This is a genomic window from Spirosoma harenae (assembly GCF_054776975.1).
On the sequence record NZ_BAAHBD010000004.1, the window covers coordinates 65,511 to 79,978 of the forward strand.

General features: G+C 44.9%; 7 protein-coding genes. 5 read left to right on the top strand and 2 right to left on the bottom strand.

Annotated features, from left to right (window positions below; translation table 11 throughout):
- Position 1: 1 nt before the first annotated feature.
- On the bottom strand, positions 2–2,098 hold the full coding sequence (gene pta / locus ACYVE4_RS02595) for a phosphate acetyltransferase (RefSeq protein ID WP_460995346.1): 2,097 nt from the start codon (positions 2,096–2,098) through the stop codon (positions 2–4).
- A 248-nt stretch (positions 2,099–2,346) separates the two neighbouring features.
- Between pta and ACYVE4_RS02600 the strand changes: the two genes are divergently transcribed.
- The 4 genes from ACYVE4_RS02600 to ACYVE4_RS02615 all read left to right on the top strand — a co-directional run bounded on the left by ACYVE4_RS02600 (position 2,347) and on the right by ACYVE4_RS02615 (position 11,954).
- On the top strand, positions 2,347–3,522 hold the full coding sequence (locus ACYVE4_RS02600; RefSeq protein ID WP_460995347.1) for an MFS transporter: 1,176 nt from the start codon (positions 2,347–2,349) through the stop codon (positions 3,520–3,522).
- A gap of 512 nt (positions 3,523–4,034) precedes the next feature.
- Positions 4,035–7,184, top strand: a complete 3,150-nt coding sequence (locus ACYVE4_RS02605) for a SusC/RagA family TonB-linked outer membrane protein (protein ID WP_460995348.1) — start codon at positions 4,035–4,037, stop codon at positions 7,182–7,184.
- Positions 7,185–7,216: 32 nt separating this feature from the next.
- Positions 7,217–8,752, top strand: coding sequence for a SusD/RagB family nutrient-binding outer membrane lipoprotein (locus ACYVE4_RS02610; protein ID WP_460995349.1), 1,536 nt, complete (start codon positions 7,217–7,219; stop codon positions 8,750–8,752).
- Positions 8,753–9,053: 301 nt separating this feature from the next.
- Entirely contained in the window at positions 9,054–11,954 is a 2,901-nt protein-coding gene (locus ACYVE4_RS02615; RefSeq protein ID WP_460995350.1) for a tetratricopeptide repeat protein, read from the top strand.
- Between the two features lie 66 nt (positions 11,955–12,020).
- Here the strand turns inward: ACYVE4_RS02615 and ACYVE4_RS02620 are convergent, their stop codons facing one another.
- Entirely contained in the window at positions 12,021–13,235 is a 1,215-nt protein-coding gene (locus ACYVE4_RS02620; protein ID WP_460995351.1) for a proline dehydrogenase family protein, read from the bottom strand.
- Between the two features lie 230 nt (positions 13,236–13,465).
- On the opposite strand from ACYVE4_RS02620, the gene ACYVE4_RS02625 reads away from it, so the two are divergent.
- Positions 13,466–14,359 carry an AraC family transcriptional regulator gene (locus ACYVE4_RS02625; RefSeq protein WP_460995352.1) on the top strand — a complete coding sequence of 298 codons (894 nt, stop codon included), beginning with the start codon at positions 13,466–13,468 and terminating at the stop codon, positions 14,357–14,359.
- The last annotated feature ends 109 nt before the right edge of the window (positions 14,360–14,468 follow it).

The following is a 14,468-nucleotide window of genomic DNA, read 5'->3' on the forward strand; positions in this document are numbered from 1 at the left end:
ATTAGTTGGCGTCCTGGCATTGAATGGCTGTGATAACGACTGTATTAAATATGTCATCAACTGTACAGCCTCGGCTTAAATCATTGATTGGCTTATTAAGTCCCTGCAACATTGGGCCAATTGCCAAGGCACCTGTTTCCCGCTGCACGGCTTTGTATGTATTATTGCCCGTATTCAAATCTGGAAAAATCAATACGCTGGCCCGGCCTGCTACTTCCGAATCCGGCAATTTCTGATGACCTACTAACGGGTCTACGGCAGCATCGTATTGAATAGGGCCTTCAATTTTTAAATCCGGCCGTTTTTCCCGGACGATGGCTGTTGCCTGCCGGACTTTTTCTACATCTTCCCCTTCGCCCGATGTTCCTGATGAGTAAGAAAGCATAGCAATACGCGGCTCAATACCGAATCGAGCACTGCTTTCGGCGGATGAAATGGCAATTTCAGCCAATTGAGAAGCCGTTGGATTTGGGTTAACTGCGCAGTCGCCGAAGACGGATACGCGCTCGGGCAGGCACATGAAAAATACGGACGATACCAGCGAAACGCCGGGTTTGGTTTTGATGAACTGGAGTGCTGGCCGGATGGTATGTTGCGTAGTATGTACTGCACCGGAAACCATACCATCGGCATGGCCTTTGTAAACCATCATCGTACCAAAGTACGAGACATCGAGCATCATATCCCGCGCCATGTCCAGGTTTACATTTTTGGTTTTTCGCAGTTCGTAGAGCGTTTCGGCATAGGCATCATAGTTCTCTGACGTGGCCGGATTGACAATGGTTATGGCACTTGGATCGAGCGTTAAGCCTAATCGCTTTAAGGAAACCGAAATTTCGGCTTCATCGCCCAGGATGGTCAGGTTTACAATATTTTGAGCAACCAATCGGACAGCGGCTTTCAGAATCCGGTCGTCGTTCCCTTCGGGCAGTACAATATGTTTTTTCTGACTTTTAGCCGCTTTAACGAGTTGATACTGAAACATGTGTGGCGTAACCCCTTCCGACTGGAACGTAATGATTTTTTCGTCCAGCACTTTCGTGTCTACATAGCTTTCAAAGACATTGATAGCCAGTTCGATTTTTTTTCGATTATCGGCCGTGATGCGGGAGTGAATATTACCAATAGCTGTAGTCGTTCCAAACGTACCTTGTTGAACACTCAGAATCGGAATAACTGCCTGGAGGCCTGAAATCAATCGAGTGATTGGCTCATCGGGTTCAGTTCCGGCTGTTAAGACAATGCCAGCTACTTTGGGGTAATTAGACGAAAGATTGGCTTGTATGGCGCCGATAATAATATCGCCCCGGTCGCCGGGGGTTACGATCAGGACATTTTCTTTAATGTAATTCAGGAAGTTCGGCAGCATCATGGCTCCTGTCACGAAATTATCGACCTGATTCGTGAGCAGACTTTCACCGATCAATACCTTCGCATCCAGCGCATCCCGGATTTCTTTCATAGTCGGGCTTTGTAGTTGCTTTTCCCAGGGAATCACCGTAAGCATTACATCGGTAGGTAATTGCATCTGTAATAATTCCCGTACATCGTCTACCTGCTCAGGCTTGACCCGGTTGGCAACGAGTCCTAATACCTGAACTTCACGGCTCTCGAATCCCTGAAGTGCGCTATTAGCCGTGCTAACAATCTGCGCAGTCGATTTTCCTTCGCCTGTAATGACAATGAGAACAGGTGCGCCCAGATTTTTGGCAATAGCCACATTCAACTCAAACTCAAACGCCGTGCCTTCGCCTAGAAAATCGCTTCCCTCAATGAGTGTGAAGTCACAGCTTTCTTCGAGCTTTTTATATTTGCTGATAATCGTATTGATCATCTCGCCCCTTCCTTCCGACTCCATGTGTTGCAGGGCTTCCTGCCTTGTGAACGCATACGTATCGTCGTAACTGATCGGCAGGGCAAAATAATCCAGAATGGCTTCGATGTGAATTTCTTTTCGACCAGGTAGTTGCTGCGTAATGATGGGTTTGAAATACCCAACTTTCTGCGTTTTCCCCAGCAGATTATTGACCAGTCCAAGCGCTAGTAGCGACTTGCCCGTATACGGTTCTACTGAAGCGATAAAAATGGCTTTTGTCATGATTCACAAATTTGTTTCAAGTTTGCAGTTTCACGTTTTATGTACAATGATCTAGCACATGAAACCTGAAAACTATTATCCACTTTTCCAAGACCATTCACCTACATCGTGGATAAGCAGCGAGTTTGTAGCAATGTATGAAGGCTTCTTTTTGATAACTCGGTGCCCGTAGATGTAGTTGCTTTTTTCCTGAATAATTCACGAATTGATAATGAAGACACGATTCACTTGAATATCTATCTTTGGGGATGACCTCTTCCTCACCAAGCAATCGTCAATTACTGATTGTTGTATTTGCCCAATTTGCGGGTACATCCCTCTGGTTTGCTGGTAATGCCATTCTTCCGGAAATACAGCGGTTGCTCAAAACAATCGAGTTTACAAGCTGGATTACCTCTGCCGTACAAATTGGTTTTATTACGGGTACCTTACTCTATGCCTTATTGGGTATCGCCGACCGTTTCCGGGCGACGCACGTATTTCTGGTATCGGTCGTGCTGGCGGCTGCTGTTAATCTGCTTTGGTTAGTGCTGCCTATTAATGCGGGAACAGTGCTGGCCAGTCGCTTTCTAACAGGTTTCTTTCTGGCGGGCGTCTACCCCGTCGGCATGAAGATTGCCGCTGATCAGTTTAAGCCTGTTTTAGGCAAAGCAATGGGATTTCTGGTTGGTGCTTTAGTACTCGGAACCGCTTTCCCGCATTTAATTCGGGGATTAGGAACCAGTTTGCCTTATCGGACGCTGTTGCTGTCGGTCAGTTTATTAGCGATTACTGGTGGTATACTGTTGTTCTTATTTGTCCCTGCAACGCCCCCACAACAACGAGGTAGCTTTTTCCGATTTCAGGTTTTGATCTCGTTGGCGAAGCCGTCTGCTTTTCGACCCGCCATGTTAGGGTACTTTGGCCATATGTGGGAGCTCTATACACTTTGGGCATTTTTACCTGCCTTGATCGGTTACTACGAACTGCTTCACCCAGACACTACTTTAAATACATCAATCTGGTCGTTTGGGGCAATTGCTGCAGGAGCTCTGGGATGTATTGGCGGAGGTTTTTGGGCCTTGCAAGCAGGTAGCGCACGTGTAGCCCGTTCGCTATTACTTATATCGGGTCTTTGTATTCTGTTGACACCACTAGCTCTATCTGCTCCTCCAGTTCTGTTTGGCATTTTTCTGCTGATTTGGGGGGTATCTGTCGCTGGTGATTCTCCGCAGTTTTCAACGCTGGTCGCCAGTCGTACGGAGATCGACAATAGGGGTAGTCTGTTAACACTTGTTACCTGCTTTGGCTTTTTGATAACCGTTCTGTCTATCCAGTTAATGGCCTGGCTGGTTTTACAAATGGGTATCTCAGGCTGGTTATTTTATATCCTCATTCCGGGTCCTGTGCTGGGTTTGCTCGCCATGCGCAACTTAGCCAAATGAGTTGGGTAATAGCTAGCTGTGGCATAGCCAAGACCTAATGAAAAAGGAATCTGTATTATATTGAGATAGTTTATTGTGCTGTTGAGTTTCGTTTTGGAGCCAAATAAAATCATGGCAATTGATTAAATACGGGAGATTATATTCCCGGTTTGAGAGAGATTTCAATTATTAATTCTGTTTTTGACAAAAATTGTCCGTTTCTAAATAAATATTAATCATTCACTTATTATCCGGTTTTGGCCTCCTAAACCTATCTATTCTTTTCGCTTATTTTACTAATTGACAGGGTAGGAGAAGTATAATAAGACTTACCTACTTGTTCTCTTCAAACTATCCTCACCCACGAATAAATTGCGATCAACTGATACGAAGCAACTGGGTATTACACGAACGAGCCGTGACGGAACTACACCAATCTATTTCCAGTATCAGAATTTAAGTATATAATTAGTGATAGTAATTGCCTCTTTATTCAATCAGCGTACATAATCCACTAAAGCAAAGCTTACACTATGAAACAACGTTTAACTGCATTATGTAATTCTCTGTTGCTAGTCTGCTTTCTGGTAACAACCCAATGCTTAACTTACGCAGCTTCACCGAGCTCGGCGATTATTGACGTAGACGTTACAGGAACCGTTACGTTTAAAGATGACGGGACTCCACTACCGGGTGCATCGGTCATATTAAAAGGAAGCGCAAACGTGGGTACCATCACTGATTCGAAAGGAACTTTTCGAATTAAAGTACCGGAAGATGCTACGCTGGTTGTCAGCTACATCGGATACATTGCCCAGGAAATCAAGCTCAATGGCCGTCAGAAATTAGAGATTGCGCTTGAATCGGATGCCCAGCAGTTGAGCGAAATCGTCGTGACCTCCTTTGGTATTGCTCGTGACCGGAAAACGCTGGGTTACGGCCTGAGCGAAGTAAAAGCCGAGCAAATCACTAAAGCGCCTACGACCGAAATCACGAACTCTCTGGCTGGTAAAGTGGCTGGGGTACAGGTTACCGGTGCGGGCGGTGGTTTCGCCGGGTCGAACGTAACGATTCGTGGATTTTCAACCTTTACGGGTAGCAACCAGCCACTTTACGTGGTGGATGGGATTCCGCTCGATAACTCAGGCGGTGGCAATTCCGTGAATACTGGTGTTGTCAACTCCAGCCGTATTTCTGACATCAACCCACAGGACATTGAAAACGTAAATATCCTGAAAGGCGCTGCAGCAACCGTACTGTACGGTTCTCGGGCGGCTTCCGGCGCTATTCTGATTACCACCAAAAAAGGGAAGAAAAGTACCAGTCGACAAGTCACGTTTTCGACCAATACTGCTGTTGGGACGATTAGCCGATTCCCTGAATTTCAAAATCAATACGCGCAGGGCAGCAATGGTAACTATGCCAACAACGTAGCCGGATCGTGGGGGCCGCTCATTCAGGGGCAGACAGTGACGAACTGGTTTGGTAAACAGGAGCAGTTACAAGCGTACCCAGATAATATCCGCGACATTCTTCAGAATTCGATTTCGTCGCAAAATAGCATCGGTTTCTCGGGCGCTACGGATAAATTCGATTATCGGGTGTCGTACGGTAACTCGATTGAAACTGCGCTGGTACCAAACAATAAGCTGAACCGTAACAACTTGACAGTCAATGCGAGTACGCAACTGACCGATAAATTCAGAATAGGAACTTCGTTTACCTACACGAATACAATCTCCGATCGGACACAGTCGGGAAATCAGGGTTCTAACCCACTCTGGCGTGGAATTTATGCACCACGGAGTTATGATCTGACTAATTCGCCGTATCAGGATGCAGTTGGAGGTCAGCTTTGGTTTGCGGCTGAAGATCAACCGTATTGGTCCATCGAACACATCAAAAACCATCAGGAAACGGATCGGCTTTTCGGGAATATCAACCTGAAATACGACGTTCTGAGCTGGTTACAGGCCGATTTAAAGATTGGGACGGATATGTTTACGTTCGTTACCAAAGGCTTTGATGACAAAGGCGTACGAAGCAATGCCAACACATCGTCAGCAGGGGCCGGTGGGGTACTGGATCGTACCGATATTACGCGAAACCTAAACTCTTATTTTACGCTGACCGCCAATCGGAAAATCAATAACGATATTCAGTTGATGGCTACGGTTGGGAATGAGATCGTTTCGAACTACAGCAGTTTTTTGCAGGACATTGGTACAGGAATTGTGATTGCCGGTTTCGACAACGTTAAAAACTTCCTGACCTTTAACCCGACATCGGGCGTTACGAAACAGCGTTTATACGGTTTCTTCGGCGATATTGTCCTGGATTATAAAAGCTGGTTATCGGTCAATGCAAAAGCCAGAAATGACTTCTCCTCAACACTCGCTCCGGGCAAACAATCTATTTTCTATCCAGCGGTTGCCGTTAGTTTCGTGCCAACGGAAGCGTTTCCAATGCTGAAAACGAAGGTGCTGTCCTCGGCAAAAATTCGGGCTAATATGGGTGAAGTTGGTAAAGGAGCGAGCCCATACGCGATCAATACGTATTATGGTAAAGCCAGCGCGGGCGACGGTCTTGGGTCAACGGCCGTTAGCTTTCCATTCAATGGATTGGCGGGTTATACCTATAATAACGGAACCGGAAATCCGAACCTGACGCCAGAATTTACCCGTGAGATCGAGTTGGGTCTTGAACTGGCTCTTTTTAACGGACGACTTACGTTTGACGGATCGATTTATCGTCGCGACAGCCGAAACCTGATTTTCTCGGTACCTGTTCCATCGACTTCCGGATTCACCAGCCTCGTGACCAATGCGGGTAAATTATCCACGAAAGGGATTGAGTTCCTGATTTCGGGTACACCGATTGAAAAAGAGAATTTTAGCTGGGAAACGTCGCTTAACTTTACCAGCTTCCAGTCGATTGTTGAAGAATTGGCTCCTGGCGTTAGCAACATTTCGATTGGTGGATTTACCTCGCCGAACATTCAATTGGTGCCTGGACAACAATACGGCCAGATTTGGTCGAATGCGTATCAGCGTGATGCACAAGGCCGTATGATTATTCTGGCGAACGGTTTGCCAAAAGTCACTACGAACGTACAGGCTGTAGGTAATCCCAACCCGAAATTCACGGCTGGTTTCAATAACACCTTCAATTACAAAGGGTTCAGCCTGAATTTCCTGTTTGATTTCAAATACAAAGGCGATCAGTTGTCGCGTACAATTGGCGATTTACGGATTAACGGTGTATCGGCCCAAACGGCGGAATTCCCTCGCTTTAACGCTGACGGAACCATTAACAAACCCTACCTTTTTGACGGGGTAAAAGAAGATGGCTCACCCAATACAACCAATGTTACGGCGCAGCAGTATTTCAGCCTGCAAGGCAAATACGTTGCCTGGGAAGGATACGTACTTGATGCGACTTACCTGAAGCTTCGCGAAGCCAACCTGTCTTACAAATTCCCAACTACCTGGTTTGGCCCGTCGAAATTCATCAAGAATCTACAATTGTCGGTTTACGGACGAAACCTGTTCATTTACGCGCCGAATTATCCAGATCTTGATCCAGAACAAAACCTGTTGGGTGTCAGCAATGCCCGCGGATTGGAATTTGGGATTACGCCAACGGCCCGCACGATTGGTGGCAGCTTACGCGCTACGTTTTAAGCCCTCTGTACTATCCTGAAAAAATTGACATCATGAAAAAGTTACTCTATACAAGCATACTCGCCACAGGACTTGCCTTCGGTTCTAGTTCCTGCACGAAATTTCTGGATGTAAACGCTGATCCAAACAACATACAATCCGTTCAGGTAGCGCAATTATTGCCTTCGGTAACCGTAAATATTGGCTACATGGGCGCTAGTGATCTGTTCCGGTATGCCAGCTTATTATCCCAACAATTCAGCGGACAGGGGCCAAATACCGGCTTTGCAACCTTTAAGGAATACGAGCGATACAACATCAACAACTCCGACGTAAACAACCAGTGGGTGACGATTTATTCCACGGTTGTGAGTGATCTGGAGTTGATGATAGCCCAAGCCACCACCGAAGGAAGTCCCCACTACGCGGGTGTCGGAAAAATTCTGAAAGCCTATGTTTTCCAAATTCTTGTCGATGCCTGGGGTGATGTGCCGTATACGGAAGCGGGTAAACACAGCGCCAATTTCTACCCCAAATTCGACGATGACGAAGCGATCTATAAAGATTTGATTCGCCTAATTGATGACGGTATTAAAGATGTTAGCGCAACGACGTCGGCTGTATCGCCTAATACGAACACAACGATTTATGCCGGGTCGACCTGGGCCGCTTCGCAGGCACAATGGATCAAGTTTGCCAATACGCTGAAATTGAGAATCTTACTGCACTATTCAGCAAAAGATGCCGCATTTACGACGGCACAAATTACTGCCCTGATCAATAGCGGAGCGAAATTTATGGAGAGCACCACCGACAATTTTCAGATGGGTTTCCTAAGCGAATCGCAGCGTCAGAATCCGATCTATAGCATGGAAAATGGTCAGTTTAAAAACCAGTTTTTCCCAAATCGGTTCATCGTCAATCTAATGAATTCAAAGAACGATCCGCGCCGATCTGCCTATTTCGTTCCGTTCCCATATACAGCTGATGTGACGAAAGCTACGTATAAAGGCGCCAGCGCACTTGATCCTGATCCATCGGCAGCCTATTCGCGCAGCTACCGATACTTATATGGAACTCCTTCGGCGGTCAACGTATCGCTGGTGAATACCGACGGTAGTCTGAAAGATGGAGCTATTACGTATGGAGGCAATTCGCCAGCTCGCTTGCTGACGTTTGCCGAGTACAATTTCATCCGGGCCGAAGCTGCGTTGATGTATGGAGCGCCAGGAAATGCACAAACCTTTTTCGAGACGGGTATACGCGCATCTATGACGGATGCCGGTGTTTCTGCGGCCGATGTAACCACCTATGTAACCGCAAACGGTACACTGAAAGGTACGCAGGTACAAATGCTGGAGCAGATCATCAACGAGAAATACGTGGCCAACCAGGCTGTGCTAATGGAACCCTGGACGGATTATCGCCGAACGGGTTATCCCGCACTAACACCTTTAAAAACGCCGTTTGCCATTTACGACGAGGTCCCGCATTCGTTATTTTATGCACAGTCGGAAGTAAGCAATAATCCGAACGCCAAACAAAAAACCACGATGCTGGAGCGGGTGTTCTGGGATACGCGCAAGTAACTGCTCATTAGTCTGGTATCTGCTGCTCGACAGCAATTATACTTCATCAACAACGACCTTTTCTACCGTTGAGTAGTAGATGCCAGACTAATTAGTAATTATTTTATTGTCAGCTCACTGTTTATTGATTTTAATTTAGTTGTCGCCACTTCCTAGGTCTGTGTCCTCACAGACCCCTGTGCGTCAGCCAGCGCTGCCATCCGGTCAGGGGTCTGTGAGGACACAGACCTGGGAAGTGGGAAGTGGCAATGGGCTAATAAATTTCTCCTACTCCTCGAAACTACATTTCCCTTAGACTCGTATGAGGAAATTATATATTCTAACCCTTGTATTGATAGCCACGGCAAGTTCCTTAATGGCTCAATCCGTGAATGATACACAGGCAGCAAAGGCGAATCTGGATAAAGCTCGTGCTGCACTTCTGAGCGAATTCAGGCAAAGTGCCAACGGGAAAGCGATCCTGATTAAACGCATGCTGGATCTTGGCCTCTGGCCGGAAGCTATCAATGCCATTAAAGCGGGAAAGGATCTTACGGCTGCTGAAAAGTCGATTTTATGGGCGGAGTATGAGTGGCTCATTAATGATTTTAAGGCGTCAGAAAAAGCCGTAAATGCTGCTTTGACTGCTGATAAAAACAATGCCTGGGCAAAGCGGTTGAAAGCACTTCTAGCTATTGAAGCCTGGGATCTTCAGAATGCAGAAAAGCAATGCAAAGCCTTACTGGCTAGCAATCCGGCCGATGACGAAACATCACTAGTATTGGGCAGGGCGTTGTTGCTTCAGAAGAAATATCCAGAAGCGTTGGCCGTTGCCAAAAAGCTTCAACAGAAGAATCCCAAATTGGCGGGTGCTTATATGCTGGAAGCCAACGTTTTCTTCTGGGATCAGCACCCGGAACAAGCCGAAGCTCCGCTCGAAAAATCGTTAACACTCGATCCGTTTAATGCCGATGCCCGATTCAGTTATGGCTATGCCATCTGGCGACGAATCGATGCAACACAACTAAAAGACATGGCGGCTCAATGGCAACTGGCCTTGGATATTAACCCGCTTCATTTTCAAACACATTGGCACTGGGGAAATGGCCATACCAACCTGACGTATGCTGACTATGCCGATAAAAATGAGAAGGAAATTCGAGATAAATTAAAGGAAGCTGATAAGTTATTTCATACCAACCGATTAGCAGACGCTGTTGCGTTTACTTATAAGCTAGAGAAAGACTATCCCGCGTCCGTGTTGCCCGCCATGCATCGCGGTTCGCTCTATTACAGCGATTTCGAAACACCCAATCGAAAAGCCAATCTGGATTCGGCCGAAGTGACATTCCGAGCTATTCTCGACAAGAAAAAGCATTACGGCCCCGCGCATAATGGCTTGTCAGCCGTCATTAAATCCAAACGGATTCCTTATTTGATGACTTACGATTCGATTACAACAGTACTCAAAACCACGAAAATTAAAGATCCGGAGAACTTCTCCAACGTCTTTCCTGACTTGAGCTATTTCCCCGGCGAGCGGGCGAAAGCGATGGTCTGGAATCAGATGTATACCAGCGTTGTCTACTTCCCGTTCCTGTCAAAGCAGGGAAATTCATTTGCCGTTTCGCCCCTTCACATTGATCTGGCCCTGACAATGCGATCCCCTCAATTCCGTTATACCACAACGTTCGATAATCGCCAGTGGATGGATATTCGCGGGGTAGGGAGTGGCGCTGCAGATATTGAGTATGTAGAGCGGGGCGCTTATGAAGAGCGAAACGTGGTACTGCACGAATACGTCCACCTGTTTCATGGTCGGGTGCTGACTGATGCCGAAAACCGAAAAATCAGAGAGCGGTATTACCACGCGATGAAGAACCACCTGACGCTGGACTATTATTCGCAGAATAACGAATCGGAATATTTTGCGCAAACCTATCCAGCTTATTTTGAACGAGTTAAAGTGCATCCGCTCGATTTTAAATCGATGAACATTACGGCTGAACTGAAAAGTAAAGACCCGGAAATGTATAAATTTCTGGATGCGCTAGTCAAGAAAGAACGCGCTTATCTGGCTGGTAACCAGTCGGTAATGGCATCGAATTGGGCGCAGGTTTATATCAATCTTAGCAATAAGGTTATCAAGTCTGATCCGGCGAAAGCAGCTAAATATCTCGATACAGCGCTGGTTTACGATGCTAAATACCAACCTGCACATTTGGCCTATGCGCGATTGAAACAACAGCAAAAGGAATTCGATAAAGCCCTCGCTTACATTAAATCTGCCGAAGAAATCGATCCGAATTATGCGCCCGTTTATACCGCTTACGCAAAATGGGAGGAAGACAAATCGGGTCCGGGAAATCAGTCGACGGAGTCGATTAATAAGCAGACGGCCTGGCTACAAAAATCGCTGGCGTTGGAAAAAGATTATCAGACGCGTGCATACGCTGCTGCTCAACTCCGCGATGTGTATTTCCAGAATGGTCAGATTAGCCAGGCCATCAAAGCCGCAGAGGATTACGCTAAAACCGGCCCCGACGTATCGACTTACCTACGCGACCGACGCGATGATGAAAAAGCGTTCGCACTGGCACAGCGAGCTATGTTAGGTTACGCGAATCAAATCGATGGATTGACCAGATTAGTAGGTCAGCGTCCGCAAAACTATCAGCTAAGAGCCTTATATGCAGACGCTTTGGGAGCGGTTGGGCGAAATAAAGAAGCCATCACCACTATGAAAGAGGTGCAGCGTATACTGGAAGCCGGTAAAAATCCACGCACCGATTTCGATCTGCGCATCGCCGAAAACTATGCGAAATTGGGCAAGCAGGATTCGCTTAATTTTTATCTCGATAAAGTACTGGCCGAAAAATCAGACCTAGATCCAACGTATAAGCAACGATTAGTGCGTCTGTTAGCGGTTGCCAAGCGACTGCCCGATGCTGAAGCACTCTATAAAACGTTGCCCACGCAAGGGACTCCGCTTTATCTGTCGTCGGCTATGCAATCGGGTGGTTTATTAGCTAAACTGGCTGGAAAAGCAGACGAAGCAATTACGATGTTGAAAAAATCGCTCGACGCTAATCCATATAATATTGAAAGTTACATTGATTTGGCTGGTCTGTATAAACAGGCAAATAAAGACGCTGATCTGAAAAATTTGATGGCGTCCGTCAATCAACTCGATATTAAACCCGGTGAAGTATCGGGATTGTAATTTAGTTTTTTTGTCATGCCGCACCGGCGGACCGGTCAACATGACAAAAAAATAACAACAAAAACTTTACAAACCTCTCCTCTTAATTTCCTGCTCAATTAGAGACAGCTCCCTGCTGGTTTGTCCCGCAACGGAGCTGTTCTCTTGTGCTCGTCGCATCAAATATGGAATAACATCCGCAATAGGGCCGTAGGGCAGGTATTTACTGACATGACAACCCGCTTTGGCTAGGTTAAATGTGATGTTGTCGCTCATACCATACAATTGTGAAAACTGAATATGCGGATGATTTAGCGGAAGGTCCGCTTCCAGAAGCAATTGAACCGTCAGTTTAGCACTATATTCATTGTGGGAAGCAACAATCAAGGAAATTTGATCAATGTGGTTGATACAGAAGCGAATCGCGTCATTAAACGCCTGATCACTTGCAATTTTATCGGGCTGAATAACCGTCTGTTCGGCTAACTCGGCTGATCGCTTACGCTCTTTTTCCATGTAAGCACCCCGGACAATTTTAGCACCGAGCAAGAATTTTCCCTGTTCAGCAATCGCGTAAGATTGCTTCATAAAATCAAGGCGATCATGCCGATAAAGCTGAATGGTGTTATAAACGACTACTTTTTTCTGATTGTAGCGTGCCATCACATCCATCGTCAGCGCATCAATCGTGTTCTGTATCCAGGATTCTTCCGCATCGATCAGAATACCAATATTTTTTTTCGTTGCTAACTCGCATAAATCAACGACGCGTTGAACTACATTTTTCCATTCCTGTTTTTCGGTTTCGTCCAATTTACTTGTATTGATTGTCAGCTTTTCAGTCGAAATCGTAATTGAGTCATTTAACTTTTCCAGTAAAGCAAACCGAGCGAGGGCTGTTAGCTTTATACCAATTAGCGGGACATTTGAAAAAGTTGCTGAGTGATTGATTACGCGAATAAATTCCTGTTTTGTGTTGTCGAAATCTGTTTCGCTTTCTTTACCTTCTGCACCGTAGTCTAGAATGGCATCGATATTATATTTTTTCAATTCGTTGATGAGCGAAGTTGTTTCTTCCAATGTTTCACCACCCACAAATTGTTCAAAAATTGTTGACTTAATTAGCCAATTGACAGGCAGTTTCCATTTTACGGCCAATAAGCCAAGCGGAATTCCTAATTTCATCAGCCATTGCTGATTCATTAATTGAAATAATAGCTCCGTTTTTTTTAATTGCTTGTCAGATTTATAAACGAAGGCTTGCGCTGTATTGTCGAATGAGAGTGTTGATTCAGTTTGCATATTCTTTTTCTCAAAATTATATAACGGCTGAAATTAGAATCGGTTTTGGTAATTTTTGTCTAAACATGGATAATTATTGTATGAACCATTAGTTTCCTTTTAGTCTTTTCTGTAGCCGTTCATAGAGTACAAATTATAGACTTGGTAGAAAATAGGCCTATTTTATTTGTAAGTCCTTAGGGTGAACTTTATTTTTGTTCTGTATCGCCCAGATTATATACTCTTTTCTTATGAAAGTGTTGCAATACACTCCTCCCGTTCCTAAAGAGGACTCGGTAATTGTAGATGAAGATATTTTACCCTACTTCTACAACTACTATCACCGCCATAAGCAATTGCAACTAACTATGATTATCAAAGGGACCGGAACATTAATTGCTGGTAATTATAGTCAACCGTTTAAACCAGGCGATATTTATATGTTAGGCGCCAATCAACCGCATATTTTTAAATCTGATTCTTCACACTTCACAAACACGCAAAAAGATAATTCTCACGCAATTCATTTATATTTTGATAAAGACCGAATTCCTAACACATTTTTTAATTTACCAGAAATAGAATCGATTCGAAATTTTCTGGATAAAACTCATACAGGACTACAATTACCTGCGCAATACGAACCTTTCGTGTCGAAAATACTTTTCAAACTAAAAAATAAATCGAAACTCAATCGACTATTACTTACGCTAAAATTATTTCAATTTTTCTCAAAACGTGTGAAGGGCTGGAAATCGCTAAGTTCTGGCTTTTCAAATAATATAGTAGGCGCTGGTGAAGGAATACGAATGAATGATGTTTTTCAATATACATTAGAGCATTACGCCGAAAATATTACACTGAATAAAATTGCAGAAATTGCCAATATTACTCCCCACGCTTTCTGTAAATATTTCAAAAAACATACCAGAAAAACATATAATACATTTCTGAATGAAATACGAATTAATGAAGCTTGTAAAAAAATAATTAACAACAATTACGACGGAATTTCAACTATTGCCTATTCGACCGGTTTCAACAGCCCGACAAATTTTAATCGGGTTTTCAGAAAAACGACTGGCATGACGCCCAAAGACTATATTAGGGAGTATAAAAGCAGAACAGGCGACTGGCTTACGTAACTAGTTGCTTCTGTTGCAACTATTCCCATACAGATAGCCTATTTATAAAGTAACGGTATGATTATCAAAGATATTCCGTAGGTGTGCAACTCTTATCCCTGGGTGCTGA

Excerpts from the sequence above, each read along its gene's own strand:
- pta (WP_460995346.1), bottom strand. The coding sequence starts at position 2,098 with ATGACAAAAGCCATTTTTATCGCTTCAGTAGAACCGTATACGGGCAAG.
- ACYVE4_RS02600 (WP_460995347.1), top strand. The coding sequence starts at position 2,347 with ATGACCTCTTCCTCACCAAGCAATCGTCAATTACTGATTGTTGTATTT.
- ACYVE4_RS02605 (WP_460995348.1), top strand. The coding sequence starts at position 4,035 with ATGAAACAACGTTTAACTGCATTATGTAATTCTCTGTTGCTAGTCTGC.
- ACYVE4_RS02610 (WP_460995349.1), top strand. The coding sequence starts at position 7,217 with ATGAAAAAGTTACTCTATACAAGCATACTCGCCACAGGACTTGCCTTC.
- ACYVE4_RS02615 (WP_460995350.1), top strand. The coding sequence starts at position 9,054 with ATGAGGAAATTATATATTCTAACCCTTGTATTGATAGCCACGGCAAGT.
- ACYVE4_RS02620 (WP_460995351.1), bottom strand. The coding sequence starts at position 13,235 with ATGCAAACTGAATCAACACTCTCATTCGACAATACAGCGCAAGCCTTC.
- ACYVE4_RS02625 (WP_460995352.1), top strand. The coding sequence starts at position 13,466 with ATGAAAGTGTTGCAATACACTCCTCCCGTTCCTAAAGAGGACTCGGTA.